Origin of the sequence: Pseudomonas sp. NFACC14, from assembly GCF_900106885.1 — a bacterium.
Taxonomy (GTDB): domain Bacteria; phylum Pseudomonadota; class Gammaproteobacteria; order Pseudomonadales; family Pseudomonadaceae; genus Aquipseudomonas; species Aquipseudomonas fluorescens_AA.
Window position 1 is genome coordinate 195581 of sequence record NZ_FNOA01000010.1, and the last position, 15238, is coordinate 210818.

Annotated in this window: 11 protein-coding genes; 9 read left to right on the forward strand and 2 right to left on the reverse strand. The window is 62.9% G+C overall.

Features of this window, described 5'->3' with window-relative positions; translation table 11 throughout:
- Window positions 1–154 precede the first annotated feature (154 nt).
- From BLU85_RS17060 to BLU85_RS17075, 4 genes are all read left to right on the forward strand, one after another.
- Window positions 155–3778 carry a DUF2339 domain-containing protein gene (locus tag BLU85_RS17060; protein WP_092201144.1) on the forward strand — a complete coding sequence of 1208 codons (3624 nt, stop codon included), beginning with the start codon at window positions 155–157 and terminating at the stop codon, window positions 3776–3778.
- Entirely contained in the window at window positions 3775–5157 is a 1383-nt protein-coding gene (locus BLU85_RS17065; RefSeq protein WP_092201142.1) for a DUF3999 domain-containing protein, read from the forward strand. Before BLU85_RS17060 ends, BLU85_RS17065 begins: the two co-directional genes overlap by 4 nt.
- Before the next feature lie 235 nt (window positions 5158–5392).
- Complete coding sequence (locus tag BLU85_RS17070; protein ID WP_092173410.1) at window positions 5393–6403, forward strand: class 1 fructose-bisphosphatase; 1011 nt, start codon at window positions 5393–5395, stop codon at window positions 6401–6403.
- A 3-nt stretch (window positions 6404–6406) separates the two neighbouring features.
- The gene (locus tag BLU85_RS17075; RefSeq protein ID WP_092201140.1) at window positions 6407–7003 is read left to right on the forward strand and encodes a DUF924 family protein; all 597 of its coding nucleotides are present in this window, start codon (window positions 6407–6409) and stop codon (window positions 7001–7003) included.
- A 112-nt stretch (window positions 7004–7115) separates the two neighbouring features.
- Here the strand turns inward: BLU85_RS17075 and BLU85_RS17080 are convergent, their stop codons facing one another.
- On the reverse strand, window positions 7116–9008 hold the full coding sequence (locus tag BLU85_RS17080; RefSeq protein WP_218190017.1) for a methyl-accepting chemotaxis protein: 1893 nt from the start codon (window positions 9006–9008) through the stop codon (window positions 7116–7118).
- Between the two features lie 283 nt (window positions 9009–9291).
- Between BLU85_RS17080 and BLU85_RS17085 the strand changes: the two genes are divergently transcribed.
- Entirely contained in the window at window positions 9292–9546 is a 255-nt protein-coding gene (locus BLU85_RS17085) for a hypothetical protein (protein ID WP_003186715.1), read from the forward strand.
- A gap of 31 nt (window positions 9547–9577) precedes the next feature.
- Window positions 9578–10147: a lipocalin family protein gene (locus tag BLU85_RS17090; protein WP_092201136.1), complete on the forward strand. Its 570-nt coding sequence runs from the start codon at window positions 9578–9580 to the stop codon at window positions 10145–10147.
- A 120-nt stretch (window positions 10148–10267) separates the two neighbouring features.
- On the opposite strand, the gene BLU85_RS17095 is transcribed toward BLU85_RS17090, so the two are convergent.
- Window positions 10268–11632, reverse strand: a complete 1365-nt coding sequence (locus BLU85_RS17095) for a formimidoylglutamate deiminase (RefSeq protein WP_092201134.1) — start codon at window positions 11630–11632, stop codon at window positions 10268–10270.
- A 143-nt stretch (window positions 11633–11775) separates the two neighbouring features.
- On the opposite strand from BLU85_RS17095, the gene hutC reads away from it, so the two are divergent.
- The 3 genes from hutC (at window position 11776) to hutU (ending at window position 15124) form a co-directional block, all read left to right on the forward strand.
- Window positions 11776–12486, forward strand: a complete 711-nt coding sequence (gene hutC / locus BLU85_RS17100) for a histidine utilization repressor (protein ID WP_170842365.1) — start codon at window positions 11776–11778, stop codon at window positions 12484–12486.
- Window positions 12483–13052, forward strand: a complete 570-nt coding sequence (locus BLU85_RS17105; protein ID WP_092201132.1) for a HutD/Ves family protein — start codon at window positions 12483–12485, stop codon at window positions 13050–13052. The genes hutC and BLU85_RS17105 overlap by 4 nt, the downstream gene beginning before the upstream one ends.
- Before the next feature lie 383 nt (window positions 13053–13435).
- Window positions 13436–15124 (forward strand): urocanate hydratase, encoded by a 1689-nt coding sequence (gene hutU, locus BLU85_RS17110; RefSeq protein ID WP_039592729.1) that lies wholly within the window; start codon window positions 13436–13438, stop codon window positions 15122–15124.
- The last annotated feature ends 114 nt before the right edge of the window (window positions 15125–15238 follow it).

Consider the following 15238-nt stretch of genomic DNA (forward strand, 5'->3'; position numbering starts at 1 on the left):
GCTCGCGACAGCGGTTTATCAGTCAGCCTTAAGGTGTCTGTCATGCCGCTATCGCGAGCAAGCTCGCTCCCACAGGGTTTGGGGGGCACTAGACTGATCCAGGCATCGCATCGCCCCGGTCATGCCCGCAACGGGCCGCTTAGGGATATCAACCATGCAATGGATCTTGACGTTGTTGGGCCTGGCACTCGGCTGGGTGGTGGACGAGTCGTTCGCCGATGCGCTGATAGGCGCACTGGTGGGGCTTGGCATCGCCCAGGCGTTTCGATTGGGGCGCCTGGGTGTCCAGGCGGCCAAGCAACAGATCTTGTTGCAAGAGGCCCAGCAGAGCTTGCTCACGTTGGAGGGCCGCCTGGCGGTACTCGAACGCGGCAAGGTGGCCGAACCGAGTGATCCGGCCCCCGCGCCCGAGGTTGTCGTGCCCCAGGCCGCGAAGCCCGCAACGCGCACCGAACCGGAGCTCGTCTGGGAGTTGCCGTCAGATCTCGAACCCGCGCCCGCGATGGCCACCCAGGCCAGCCAGCCGTTGCCCGATGACATTTGGAAACCCGCGCCAGAGACGTCCAGTCGGCGTGCCGAGCGCGATTTTGCCCCTCTGCCCCTGGAGCCGATGGTGGCGGAGCCGGCGGCCCCACGTGGTCCGAATCTGTTCGACCGCGCCATTATCGGTGCGCGCAACTGGCTGTTCGGCGGCAATACCGTGCTGCGGGTCGGTGTGGTGCTGTTGTTCCTCGGCCTGGCGTTCCTGCTGCGCTATGCCACCGAAGGCATGGTGGTGCCGATCGAGTTGCGTTACGCCGGCGTCGCGGCCAGTGCGCTGGGCCTGTTGGGCCTGGGCTGGTGGTTGCGCCAGCGCAACAACAGTTATGCGCTGATGCTCCAGGGCACCGGGATCGCCGTGTTGTACCTGACGGTGTTCGCCGCCATGCGCCTGCATCCGTTGCTCGATTCCAAGGCGGCCCTGGGCTTGCTGGTGGCGGTGACGGTGTTCTCGGCGATCCTGGCGGTGACCCAGAATGCCCTGGGCCTGGCCGCGGCGGCGGCCCTGGGCGGGTTTGCCGCACCGATCCTGACCTCTACCGGCAGCGGCAACCATGTCGCGCTGTTCAGCTATTTCATCCTGCTCAATGCCGGCATCCTCGCGATAGCCTGGTTCAAGGCCTGGCGCCTGCTCAACCTGATCGGTTTTGTCGGCACCTTCGGCATCGGTTTCGCCTGGGGCCTGCGTTCCTACACGCCAGAGCTGCTCTGGAGCACCGAACCGTTCCTGATTCTGTTCTTCCTCATCTACCTGGCGATCGGCTTGCTGTTCACCCGCCGCAAGCTGCTGGAAATGAGCGATGTGCCCGAAGATGGTAGCCGCGACGCGTTGTTGCGCTGGTCGGCGCGCAAGGGCGATTACGTCGACGGCAGCATGCTGTTCGGCCCGCCGTTGGTGGGCTTCGGCCTGCAGTTTGCGTTGGTGCAGCACCTGGAGTTCGCCGCTGCCTTCAGCGCCCTGGCCCTGGGCATGATCTACATGGGCCTGGCGCGGCTATTGATGGGCGGCCGCGCCCTGCTGTTGGCGGAAACCTGCCTGGCCCTGGGGGTGATTTTTGCCAGCCTGGCAATCCCCTTGGGGCTCGACGCCCGTTGGACTGCGGCGGCCTGGGCCGTGGAAGGCGCGGGGATCTTCTGGCTGGGCCTGCGCCAGCAACGACCTTTCGCACGCGTCTTTGCTTTGTTGCTGCAATTGGGTTCGGCGCTGGCCTTCCTCAGCGAATTGCGATCTGGCGAAGGCAGCCTGCTCGACGGCTCACCGTTGGGGGCGTTGATGCTCGGCGGCGCTTTGCTGTTCACGTTCTACCAACTGCGCAAGGCAGCCCCCGAACACACTGCGGCTTGGGAGCGCCAAGGCCTGCCGGTGCTGGCGGTGCTGGGCTTGAGCTTCCTCTATCTGCTGGCACCGTTGTTCTTCTTCACCCACGGCACGGCCATCGCCTGGGCCCTGGCCGGATTGGCGACGTTGTTTGTCGGCCTGCGCCTGCAATCGCGCAGCTTCCTGTTCACGGCGTTCGCGGTGCAATTGCTCGGCGGCGCACTGTTCCTGTTGCGCCTGCAAGGCGCCGAGGGCGATTCGGCGGCAGTGTTCAGTGCGGGCTGGAGCGGTTTGCTCAGTGCTTCTCTGATCGGTCTGGCGTTGATCGGTGGCATGTTGCTGGCGGCGCGCGACGACATGGTGCGCAACGATGTCCGGTTGCTGCGCGGCTTGTCGGTGGTGCTGCTGGCGGGGCTGGTGCTGATCAACCTCGCGGTGCTGTTCGTCCTGCCCTGGCAAACGGCGAGCGGGGTGTGGGCGGCCAGTGGCCTGTTGATCATCTGGCTGAGCCTGTACCTGAAACAACGCGTGAGCTTTGTCTTCGGCCTGCTGTTGCAACTGCTGGGCGGTGCGGCATTCCTGACGGCGGGGCCGGCGCTGTTGGGGCCGCTCAATGCCGAGGTTCTGCGGCCCCTGGCCCATAGCGGCTTCTGGACGCCGCTGGTCCTGGGGCTGGCGGCGCTGGTGGGCGCATGGCGCCTGCAGCGGGCGCACGCGGCGCAGGAGCTGGACGCCTTGAGCTTGCAGCGCCTGTCCGAGCTGTTGCTGATCTGGGGCGCGGGTTGGTGGGCGCTGGCGTGGGTCAGCGAAGTGCTGCGCTTTGCCCCGGCGAACCTGCAAGGCAGCTTGCTGTTGTTGGTTGCGGCCATCAGCGTGGCGGTGTGGAGCGTTTTGTCGCTGCGGTTGAAATGGCCGGCGCTGGGGCTGCTCTGCACCCTGTTGATCCCGGCGGCGGGCTGCGTATTGGTGGCGACGGGGCACAGCCACTATCACCCGGTCGCGAATTTCGGCTGGCTGGCCTGGCTGGCGGTATTTGCCGTGCATTTCCTCTCGCTCAAGCGCCTGGCGCCGATGCTGCCGGCCCGGGCATGCAGCACGGCCCACGTACTCGGTTGCTGGTTGCTGATGGCGGTGTTGATGCTGGAGTTGCGTTACGGCCTGCTGTTGCTGTCCGAGCAGTACAACGCCTGGCGCTGGTTGGCCTGGGCGATCCTGCCAGGGCTTTATCTGGTGCTGATGGCCACGCCGCGTACCTTGCCATGGCCGGTTTCGGCACAACCGCGGGAATATCGTGTTTATGCGGCGGCACCCATGGCGCTGTTGATGCTCGGTTGGTTCTGGCTGACCAACACCTTCAGTGATGGCAACTCAGAGCCACTGCCTTATGTGCCGGTGCTCAATCCCTTGGAGCTGGGCCTGCTGTTCGCCTTGTTCGGTATCTATGTGTGGGCTCGCAACGCCGTGGAGCAATCGACGAGCCGCTGGAATCGCGTCGGGCACATCGCCCAGTCGATCGCCGAAGTGTCGCTGTTCGCGTTCTTTACCGCCCTGGTGATGCGCACGGCCCATCAGTGGATGGGGGTGCCCTACGAGCTGGACGCGCTGCTCGAGTCGATGTTCGTGCAGGCCGGGTTGTCCATTGTCTGGACCTTGATCGCCCTGGGCCTGATGATCGGAGGGCATCTGCGTCATCGCCGTGAAGTGTGGCTGATCGGTGCGGCGTTGATCGCCGTGGTCGTGGCCAAGCTGTTCTTTGTCGAATTGAGTAACCGTGGCGGTCTGGCGCGGATCGTGTCGTTTATCGGCGTGGGTGTATTGCTATTGGTGGTGGGCTACTTCGCGCCGCTGCCGCCCAAGCGCCCGGAGACGGTCGCCCAGGATGAGCCGCCTATGCCTGTCAGTGAGGGAGTGTCATCTTGAGTCGCAAGTTGAATCGGATCGGGCTGGGCGTGGTCGGATTGTGGGTGGCGTTGTCGGCTACGGCCCAGGAGCAACCGGCGGATTTCGCCCATCAAGTGCCGTTGGCCCTGAGCGGCGAAGGGCCGTGGTATCGCCTGCCGTTGCCACTGGACGTGCAGTTGCAGGCGCGGCAGACCGACCTGAGCGACCTGCGTGTCTTCAACGCCGCCGGCCAGCCCCAGGCCTACGCCTTGGTGCGCGAGTCGGCCCAGAGCCGGGAAAACCGCACCCTCACCGACGTGAAGTGGTTCCCGCTGTACAACGCCGCCGATGATCACGAGCGCGCGCCCAGCGTACGTGTGCAGTCGAACGCCAATGGCACATTGGTGGAAGTCCAGCCATCGAGTCGGCTCGAAGCGGGGGAGGAGGAGCTGCGCGGTTGGTTGCTGGATGCCAGCGCGATCAAGGCACCGTTGCAGCAGTTGATCCTCGACTGGACCAGCGAGCGCGACGGCTTCCAACGGTTCACCATCGAAGCCAGTGACGACTTGCAGCACTGGCAATCCTGGGGTGAAGGCCAGGTGGCGCGCTTGACCTTTGCCGATGAGCGGGTCGAGCAGCATGAAGTGAACCTGCCGGGGCAACCGGCGCGCTATCTGCGGTTGCTGTGGGATTCGCCGTCCTCCGCGCCGGTGCTGACCTCGGCCCAGCTGCACAGCGCCAGCCGCGAAAGCCTGCCGTTGCCGCTGGTCTGGTCGCAACCGTTGGCCGGCAGCACGACGAAGGCCGGTGAGTACACCTGGCAGTTGCCCATGGGGCTGAACATCGAGCAAGTGCAGGTCGAACTGAGCCAGGCCAACAGCCTGGCGCCGGTGACCCTGGCCGGTCGCCGTGAAAGCAGCCATCCGTGGCAGCCAATGGGCAGTGGCTTGCTCTATCGCCTGACCCAGAACGGCCAGGATGTGCTGCAAAACCAATTGCAACTGTCCGGCCAGACCGTGCAGCAATTGAAACTGACCGTGGACGAGCGTGGCGGCGGCCTGGGAGCCGAAGCCCCGGCCCTGCGCTTTGCCGTGCGCCCGACCCAGGTGGTGTTCCTGGCGCGGGGCGAAGGGCCCTACAGCCTGGCGTTGGGCAGCGCGACAGTCAAAGCGGCCAACTTGCCATTGAGCACGCTGGTGCCCGATTACAAACCGTCGCGCCTGGCGACGCTGGGGACGGCGACCGTGAACGGCGCGGCCACGTCGACGCCGACGGCGCTCCCTGCCACCGCAAGCGTGCCTGCGACGGTCGATACCAACTGGAAGAAAATCGGCTTGTGGGCGGTGTTGCTGCTGAGCGTGCTGTTCCTGGCGGCGATGGCGTTCAGCCTGCTTCGCAAGCCGCCGGTCAAGAGCTGAGGTGCGTTCATCGCGAGCAAGCTCGCTCCCACAATAGACCGCGTTCGTCGAAACAACTCGGTCAACTGTGGGAGCGAGCTTGCTCGCGATGGCGTCCTCTCAATCGACAGAAATATCCAAGCGAGCCGCCACCCCGTGAACTCAATCCTCCATTCCCCGTCTCATAGGAGGAATTAAGTCCCGACTCGCGCTAAACTGCGCTGGTTTTTCCGCCCCCTATTCTTCGGAGCCGTCCATGTCCCGCGTTACCTTGAGTCGCTATTTGATTGAGCAGACCCGCAGCAACAATACCCCTGCCGATCTGCGCTTTTTGATCGAAGTGGTGGCGCGTGCGTGCAAAGAAATCAGCCACGCCGTCTCCAAAGGCGCGTTGGGTGGTGTCCTGGGCAGCATGGGCACCGAAAACGTGCAGGGTGAAGTGCAGAAGAAGCTCGACGTGCTGTCCAACGAAATCCTGCTCGAAGCCAACGAATGGGGCGGTCACCTGGCCGGCATGGCGTCCGAGGAAATGGACAATGCCTACCAGATCCCGGGCAAATACCCCAAGGGTGCCTACCTGCTGGTGTTCGACCCACTGGACGGTTCGTCGAACATCGACATCAACGCGCCGGTCGGCACCATCTTCTCGGTACTGCGCTGCCCGAACGAATACCTGAGCCAGAACGAAGCCCTGAATGAAAAGGCCTTCCTGCAGCCGGGCACCGAGCAGGTCGCCGCCGGTTATGCCATCTACGGCCCCCAGACCATGCTGGTGCTGACCCTGGGCGACGGCGTCAAGGGCTTCACCCTGGACCGCGAGATGGGCAGCTTCGTCCTGACCCATGAAGACATCACCATTCCTGAATCCACCCAGGAATTCGCCATCAACATGTCCAACCAGCGTCACTGGGAAGCCCCGGTAAAACGCTACGTCGAAGAGCTGCTGGCAGGCGAAGAAGGTCCGCTGAAGAAGAACTACAACATGCGCTGGGTCGCCGCGATGGTTGCCGACGTGCACCGGATCCTGACCCGTGGCGGCTTGTTCATGTACCCGCGCGACAGCCGCGAGCCGTCCAAGCCGGGCAAGCTGCGCCTGATGTACGAAGCCAACCCGATGTCGTTCCTGGTGGAGCAGGCGGGCGGCGCTTCCACCGACGGTCACCAGCGCATCCTCGATATCAAGCCTGAAGGTCTGCACCAGCGCGTAGCCGTGTTCCTTGGTTCGAAGGAAGAAGTCGCCCGCGCCACGGCCTACCACAAGGAATAAATCATGGCCGAGCCCTGGCAGCCGTTGCTCGATTGGTGGTTTGGTTCAGGCGAAACACCGGACGAAATAGCGGCCGACAAGGGCAAGCTGTGGTTTGGCAAAGGCCATGATCGCCAGGCGCGAGAGCGTTTCGGTGATCGGGTCGAGCAGGCACTGGCCGGCGGATTGACCGACTGGGCGCAACGCCCGGAAGGGTGGCTGGCCCTGGTGTTACTGCTCGATCAACTCCCGCGGATGATCTTTCGCGACACCCCCAAGGCTTTTTCCGGCGACCTGCGTGCCCAAGCGCTGGTGGCCCAGGGCATGGCCGCGGGGTTCGACCGGCAACTCAAACCGATCCAGCGGGTATTTATCTATCTGGTACTCGAACACTGCGAGAACCTGGCGGTGCAGAACGAAGCCGTGTCGCGGTTCATCGACCTGGTCCGAGAGCAACCGGAGGCGGAACGGGCGGTGTTTGAAGACAACCTGGATTATGCCGAACGGCATCAGAAGATCATTGCGCGGTTTGGACGGTTTCCGCATCGCAATGCGGTGTTGGGGCGCGAGTCCACGGCTGAGGAAATCGAGTTTTTGAACAGGCCTGGGTCCAGGTTCTGATTTTTCCTGCGCGGCTGATGCCGCTATCGCGAGCAAGCTCGCTCCCACATTGATGACTGCGAACGCGGTCAACTGTGGAAGCGAGCTTGCTCGCGATGGGGCCTTGAAAGCGCTAGATCCGGAAACTACCCACCAACTGCTTCAACCGCGCCGCCTGCTGCTCGAGGTCGGCACAGGCCCGCAAGGTGGCTTGCAGGTTTTCCACGCCTTCCTGGTTCAGGGTATTGATCTCGGTGATGTCGACGTTGATCGACTCCACCACGGCGGTCTGTTCTTCAGTGGCGGTCGCCACGGATTGGTTCATGCCGTCGATTTCACCGATACGCTGGGTCACGCTGCCCAGTCGCTCGCCGGCCTGGTTGGCGATGCCGACGCTGCTTTCGCTCTGGCGCTGGCTGTCGGTCATGGTCAGCACCGCTTCCCGTGCGCCGACTTGCAGCTCTTCGATCATTTTCTGCACTTGCTGCGCCGAGTCCTGGGTGCGGTGCGCCAGGTTGCGCACTTCATCGGCCACTACCGCGAAACCGCGCCCGGCGTCACCGGCCCGGGCCGCTTCGATGGCGGCGTTGAGGGCGAGCAGGTTGGTCTGCTGGGAAATGCTGGTGATCACCTCGAGGATCTGGCCGATGTTCACTGTGTTGCTGTTCAGGGTTTCGATGTTGCCGCACGAATCGCTGATCTTGGCCGACAACTGCTGCATGGCCGCAATGGTTTTATCCACCACGTGCTGGCCGTCTTCGGCCAGGTTGCGGGCCTCGCTGGAATGTTGCGAGGCGAGGGCGGCGTTCTGGGCGATTTCCTGGGCAGCGGCGCCAAGCTGGTTGATGGCCGCGGCCACGCTGCTGGTGCGTGATGCCTGCTGGTCGGAATTGAACATCGACGAGTTGGACGCACTGACCACGCGCAAGGCGACTTCGTTGACCTGGCCGGTGGCCGAGGCCACTTCGCGGATCGAGGTGTGGATGCGTTCGACAAAGCGGTTGAACGATGTGCCCAGTGCGCCGAATTCGTCATGGCCGTGAATGACCAGGCGGCGAGTCAGGTCGCCTTCGCCTTCGGCGATGTCATGCATGGCGCGGCCCATGGTCAGCAGCGGTTGCATCAGCACGCGGATCAACATGCCCAGCAGGGCGATGATGAACACCACCGCGATGACCATGGCGATCAGCGCCGACGTACGGAACTCACTGAGCATCGCCAGGGCGGTGTCCTTGTCGAGCACCAGCGCCACGTACCAGTCGGTGCCCGGCACGCCGTTGACGCGGGTGAAGGAGATGAATTGGGTCTGGCCGTCGAGGTCGACTTCCTTCACGCCCGGGCTGATTTGCGGCGCGCCGTTGGGGTAGGCCTCGGCCAGGGTCTTGAGCACGCGCTTGCTGTCGGGATGGATCAGGATCTTGCCGTCGGCGCTGACGATGAACGCGTGGCCGTGGCCGCCGAAGTTCAGCGAGTTGATGATGGCGCTGACGCTGGACAGGTCGATGTCCGCACCGGCCACGCCGATCATCTGCCCCTGGCGCTGTACCGGCGTGGCGACGGTGATCACCAGCTTGCCCGACGAGGCGGCGATGTACGGTTCGGTGACGATGGTTTGCTGTGCGCTGTTGGCGGCCTTGTACCAGCCACGGGCGCGCGGGTCGTAGTCGGCGGCGCGATTGCCGGCCGGTACCGAGAACATCACGCCGTCAGTGCCGCCGAAATAGCTGAGCTGAAAGTTGCCGGTGTACGCCGGCAGGCCCACGGCACGCTTGAGGCTGTCGGCACTGTTGCCGTCCACGGCGATCTGCTGGGCCAGCGACTGCAGCAATTGGATACGGCCGTCGACCCACGTCTGGATGTTACGGCTGGTCAGGTTGCCGAGCTCCTGCATGGAGGTCTCGGTGCTGGCGTGCAGGCTCTGGCGTTGACGATAGTCGTTGAACAGGATGAAACAGGCGAATGCAACGGCCACCACGAGGGCGGCAGCCAGCAGGATTTTGTGGCTGAATTTCATGTTTCTGGTCATTAAGAACACTACCGCGGAGGGACGGGTCAGGAAGGGCTGTCAATTTGCCATAGCGCAGGATTTTGCGCTGTGACTTTTATCGGCGTAAAAGCCCGGTCCATCAGGCTCCAGGGCCTCAGTCCCGACGAAAGGTACGACGGCGTCACAAACCGGGTGATTCATCGATGAAACACCTCTGCACAGCCAATAAATACTGGGGGCGTCAGGGAACCAGATAGGGGTTTTCTCTTCTAAGGATCAGGTTGGCACCCTGCCACCTCCCTTCCGCTCCAGGAGTTACACCATGTCGCTGCGATCTATCGCTCTGCTGTTTATGTGCGTCGTGTTGACCGCATGCAGCAAGGTCAACCAGGAAAACTATTCGAAACTGTCGGCTGGCATGCCCAAGGCCGAAGTCGAAACGTTGCTGGGGAAACCGACCGATTGTTCAGGCGCACTCGGCATGTCCAGCTGTACCTGGGGCGACCAGAAAAGCTTTATCAGCGTGCAGTACGCCGGTGACAAAGTGTTGATGTTTTCCGGCCAAGGCCTGAAGTAAACCGAGGCCAGAGGCCTGCGGGAGAAAAATAATGATGCGGTTAGTGTTTGTGCTTTTGGCTGGCCTGGTATTGGCCGGCTGCGCCACTTCTGGCGTGGATCCGTTGGCGCCCAAGACGGTTAACAGCGTCAACCTCAAGCGTTACCAAGGGACCTGGTATGAGTTGGCCCGTCTGCCCATGTATTTCCAGCGCAATTGCGCGCAATCGGAAGCTCACTACCTCCTCAAGCCAGACGGCAATGTGGGTGTGCTCAATCGCTGCCTGACCTCGGACTGGCAGTGGGAGGAGGCCAGGGGCACGGCCACGCCGCAGGTGCCGGGCAAGACCGACAAGCTCTGGGTCGAGTTCGACAACTGGTTTTCACGGATCGTGCCGGGGGTGGCGAAAGGGCAATACTGGGTGCTGTACGTCAGCGATGACTACAAGACCGCCATCGTCGGCGACCCGAGCCGCCGCTACATGTGGCTGCTGTCCCGCACACCGACCGTCAATAGCGTCGTGCGCGAGGAGCTGCTGAGCAAGGCGCGCCAGCAGGGCTATGACACGACACGACTGATCTGGCGCGCGTCGGATCGGCAGATGGCCAAGACTTCGAATTGATCGGCCCCTGAGAACCCATGTGGGAGCGAGCTTGCTCGCGATGACGGACTTACAGCCAACTTCAGTGTTGAATGTGAAGGCCTCATCGCGAGCAAGCTCGCTCCCACAGATTTGATAGGGTCAGTCTAGAAGTTCGCGCAATACCTGGGTAAATGCCCGGGCGCTTTCCTCTTCGCCGGCATGACGCCCATCACGCACAACCCACTGTCCACCGACCATCACATCCCGCACCTGACGATCGCCGCCGGCAAACAACCAGCGATTGAGAATCCCGTCGCCCTTGGCCGTGGCCAGGTACGGATCGTTGCCATCGAGCACCAGCCAGTCGGCGCGCTTGCCGATGTCGAGGGCGCCGACCGGTTGCCCCAGGGCCTGGGCGCCGCCTTCCAATGCCGCGTCGAACAAGGTGCGACCGACCATCGGCTGATCCGCCCGATACAAGCGGTTGCGCCGTTGGTCACGCAGGCGCTGGCCATATTCCAGCCAGCGCAGTTCTTCGACCACGCTCAAGGATACATGGCTGTCGGAACCGATACCCAGGCGCCCGCCCTGGGCGAGGAAATCCACGGCCGGGAAAATCCCGTCCCCCAGGTTGGCTTCGGTGGTCAGGCACAGGCCGGCAATCGCCCGGCTCTTGGCCATGAGGCTGACTTCCTGGGCGTTGGCATGGGTGGCATGCACCAGGCACCAGCGCTGGTCGACTTCGGTGTTTTCGTACAGCCATTGCAGCGGGCGGGCGCCGCTCCAGCTCAGGCAGTCATCGACCTCCTTCTGCTGCTCGGCGATGTGGATGTGCACCGGGCAATCGCGGTCGCTGGCGGCCAGCACCTCCTGGATCTGGCCTGGTGTCACGGCGCGCAGCGAGTGGAAACACAAGCCCAGGGCCTGGGACGGTTGCCCGGCCAGGATCGGTTGCAAGCGTGACTGAAGCTTCAAGTAGTTTTCGGTGCTGTTGATGAACCGGCGCTGCCCGTCGTTGGGCGCCTGGCCGCCAAAACCGGAATGGCTGTAGAGCACCGGCAGCAGCGTCAGGCCGATGCCGGCGGCGCTGGCGGCGTGGCTGATGCGCAGGGCCAGCTCCGCCGGGTCGGCGTAGGGCGCGCCGTCGGGGTCATGGTGCACGTAATGGAATTCGGCGACCGAGGTGTAGCCGGCCTTGAGCATTTCGATGTACAGCTGGCGGGCGATGATGCCGAGTTGGTCCGGGCTGATTTTTCCGACGAGGCGGTACATCAAGTCGCGCCAGGTCCAGAAACTGTCGTTGGGATTGCCCGCCACTTCCGCCAGCCCGGCCATCGCCCGTTGAAAGGCATGGGAGTGCAGGTTCGGCATGCCCGGCAGCAGCGGACCGCCCAGCCGTTCGGCGCCGTCTGCGTGGGAACCGGCCTGGATATGGGTCAGGACGCCCTGGGCATCGACCTCAAGACGTACATCATGGGCCCATCCACTAGGCAGCAGCGCGCGTTCGGCAAAGAAGGCGGACATGGTTCAACCTCATCGTGCTTGATTTGTATATACATATACAGACGTTTGCCTGGCCGGTAAACTCCGGCAAGCTAGCAACCTTATTCGCAGAACAGGGAACCGCCGTGCCGACTCCGCCTGCCAAACCGCCGCTGGCCGCACACATGGGTGACAGTCCGGCGCCCTTGTACGCCCGCGTCAAACAGATGATCACCCAGCAGATCGACAGTGGAAACTGGCCGCCGCATTACCGCGTGCCGTCGGAAAGCGAGCTGGTCAGCCAGTTGGGCTTCAGTCGCATGACCATTAACCGTGCCCTGCGGGAAATGACCGCCGACGGCCTGTTGGTGCGCATGCAGGGGGTCGGCACGTTCGTGGCCGAGCCCAAGAGTCAATCCGCGTTGTTCGAAGTGCATAACATCGCCGACGAAATCGCCTCCCGTGGTCATCGCCATACCTGCAAGGTGATCACCCTGGAAGAGGAGGCGGCCGGTTCCGAGCGAGCCCTGGCCCTGGACATGCGTGAAGGCCAGAAGGTGTTCCATTCGCTGATCGTGCATTTCGAGAACGACATCCCTGTGCAAATCGAGGACCGTTTCGTCAATGCACTGGTGGCGCCGGACTACCTCAAGCAGGACTTCACCTTGCAGACGCCCTACGCCTATCTGAACCAGGTCGCGCCGCTGACCGAGGGTGAGCATGTGGTCGAGGCGATTCTGGCCGAGCCGAGCGAGTGCAAATTGCTGCAGATCGAGCGAGGCGAGCCGTGCCTGTTGATCCGCCGCCGCACCTGGTCCGGGCGCCAGCCGGTGACCGCCGCGCGCCTGATCCATCCGGGTTCCCGTCACAGTCTGGAAGGACGCTTTCATAAATGAGCCAGTTGAAGGTTTTACGCGCTGCCGATTACCCACGCATGCCGTGGAAAAACGGTGGCGGCAGCACCGAGGAAATCACTCGCGATGCCGGCACTGGCCTGGACGGCTTCGGCTGGCGCCTGTCGATTGCCGATATTGCCGAATCGGGTGGTTTTTCCACGTTCGCCGGTTACGAGCGGATCATCAGCGTCTTGCAGGGGGACGGCATGACGCTGAACGTCGATGGCCAGGCCACGCGACCTTTGCATCCGCTGGATCCCTTTGCCTTCAGCGGCGAGAGCCATGTGCATTGCACCTTGCTGGGCGGCCCCATTCGGGATTTCAACCTGATCTATGCACCGCAGCGTTACCGCGCGCGATTGCAGTGGGTGGGGGGACAGCAACGATTCTTCAGCGAAGCGGAGACATTGCTGGTGTTCAGCGCGGCCCCGGGATTGACCATCAGGATTGGCGAGTCCGCCTTTATCCTGGGCCTCTACGACTGCTTGCAATTGAGCGGTAACACCGGGTTGGTGGATGTCTCCACTCACGGTCAATGCTGCGTGATTGAGCTGACGGCTCACTGAAATCGGCTTCACTCACTGTGTGGCGAGGGGATAAATCCCCTCGCCACAAAAGCTCTTACGCATTGTTTCCTCTTTGCGCACCAATTTGTTACCGAATGCCCCAGCGTGGCGCAATACCATGCATCTGTGCCCCTCCGAGTTCCCTCTCGAAAACCCTCTTGAAAAATTTCATGCCGCTTAGCAGCCCTGAAATCACAAGGCTTTCAGCCAATTCAACAGCCGTTTCTGAACACCACCTCCAACAAGTTGGCCGCTTGATTGCATATGCTTGTACATACAAGTAAAGACGTATGCGTATGAGTCACCGATCTTCTACGCAACGTTCGCTAAATCGCTGCCCACTGCCCGGGCTGGTCTGGATTGATCGCTGAGGAGTTTTTGCTGTGACCGACGCTACCCGCAAACCCGAAAAATACCGTGACGTTGAAATCCGCGCCCCTCGCGGTAACACGCTGACCGCCAAGAGCTGGCTGACTGAAGCGCCGCTGCGCATGCTGATGAACAATCTCGACCCGGAAGTGGCCGAGAACCCCAAGGAACTGGTGGTCTACGGTGGCATCGGCCGCGCGGCGCGCAATTGGGAGTGCTACGACAAGATCGTCGAAAGCCTGACCAACCTGAACGACGACGAAACCCTGCTGGTGCAATCCGGCAAGCCGGTGGGGGTGTTCAAGACTCACAGCAACGCCCCTCGCGTCCTGATCGCCAACTCCAACCTGGTGCCGCACTGGGCCAGTTGGGAGCACTTCAACGAACTCGATGCCAAGGGCCTGGCCATGTACGGCCAGATGACTGCTGGTAGCTGGATCTACATCGGCAGCCAGGGCATCGTCCAGGGCACTTATGAAACCTTCGTCGAGGCCGGTCGCCAGCACTACGACTCCAACCTCAAGGGCCGTTGGGTCCTGACCGCCGGCCTGGGTGGCATGGGCGGCGCACAACCCCTGGCCGCGACCCTGGCCGGTGCGTGCTCGCTGAACATCGAGTGCCAGCAGGTCAGTATCGATTTCCGCCTGAAAACCCGCTACGTCGACGAGCAGGCCAAAGACCTCGACGACGCCCTGGCGCGCATCGAGAAATACACTGCCGAAGGCAAGGCGATTTCCATCGCGCTGTGTGGGAACGCTGCCGAAATCCTGCCGGAAATGGTCCGCCGTGGCGTGCGCCCGGACATGGTCACCGACCAGACCAGCGCCCACGATCCCCTCAACGGTTACCTGCCGGCCGGCTGGACCTGGGACGAATACCGTGCCCGCGCCAAGACCGAGCCCGCTGCCGTGGTGAAGGCCGCCAAGCAATCGATGGCTGTCCACGTCAAAGCCATGCTGGCCTTCCAGAAAATGGGCGTGCCGACCTTCGACTACGGCAACAACATCCGCCAGATGGCCCAGGAAGAGGGCGTCGAAAATGCCTTCGACTTCCCTGGTTTCGTCCCGGCGTATATCCGTCCGCTGTTCTGCCGTGGCATCGGCCCGTTCCGTTGGGCTGCGCTATCCGGCGACCCCCAGGACATCTACAAGACCGACGCCAAGGTCAAGGAACTGATCCCCGACGACGCTCACCTGCACAACTGGCTGGACATGGCCCGCGAGCGCATCAGCTTCCAGGGCTTGCCGGCACGTATCTGCTGGGTCGGCCTGGGCCAGCGCGCCAAGTTGGGCCTGGCCTTCAACGAGATGGTGCGCAGCGGTGAATTGTCGGCGCCGATCGTCATCGGTCGCGACCACCTGGACTCCGGTTCCGTGGCCAGCCCGAACCGTGAAACCGAATCCATGCAGGACGGCTCCGACGCCGTTTCCGACTGGCCGCTGCTCAACGCCTTGCTCAATACCGCCAGTGGTGCGACCTGGGTTTCGCTGCACCACGGTGGCGGTGTCGGCATGGGCTTCTCCCAGCATTCGGGCATGGTGATCGTCTGCGACGGTACCGACGAAGCGGCCGAACGTATTGCTCGCGTACTGCACAACGACCCGGGCACCGGGGTGATGCGCCATGCCGATGCCGGTTACCAGATCGCCATCGATTGCGCCAAGGAACAGGGGCTGAACCTGCCGATGATCACCGGCAAGTAACGCAAAACCTCTGTGGGAGCGAGCCTGCTCGCGATGGCGTCGGCACATCCGACACATGCATCGGCTGACAGACCGCTATCGCGAGCAAGCTCGCTCCCACAGAAAAGCAGTACC

Bases quoted from the DNA above. Each gene is read 5' to 3' on its own strand.
- BLU85_RS17060 (WP_092201144.1), top strand. From the start codon at position 155: ATGCAATGGATCTTGACGTTGTTGGGCCTGGCACTCGGCTGGGTGGTG.
- BLU85_RS17070 (WP_092173410.1), top strand. From the start codon at position 5,393: ATGTCCCGCGTTACCTTGAGTCGCTATTTGATTGAGCAGACCCGCAGC.
- BLU85_RS17075 (WP_092201140.1), top strand. From the start codon at position 6,407: ATGGCCGAGCCCTGGCAGCCGTTGCTCGATTGGTGGTTTGGTTCAGGC.
- BLU85_RS17080 (WP_218190017.1), bottom strand. From the start codon at position 9,008: ATGACCAGAAACATGAAATTCAGCCACAAAATCCTGCTGGCTGCCGCC.
- BLU85_RS17085 (WP_003186715.1), top strand. From the start codon at position 9,292: ATGTCGCTGCGATCTATCGCTCTGCTGTTTATGTGCGTCGTGTTGACC.
- BLU85_RS17090 (WP_092201136.1), top strand. From the start codon at position 9,578: ATGATGCGGTTAGTGTTTGTGCTTTTGGCTGGCCTGGTATTGGCCGGC.
- BLU85_RS17095 (WP_092201134.1), bottom strand. From the start codon at position 11,632: ATGTCCGCCTTCTTTGCCGAACGCGCGCTGCTGCCTAGTGGATGGGCC.
- hutC (WP_170842365.1), top strand. From the start codon at position 11,776: ATGGGTGACAGTCCGGCGCCCTTGTACGCCCGCGTCAAACAGATGATC.
- BLU85_RS17105 (WP_092201132.1), top strand. From the start codon at position 12,483: ATGAGCCAGTTGAAGGTTTTACGCGCTGCCGATTACCCACGCATGCCG.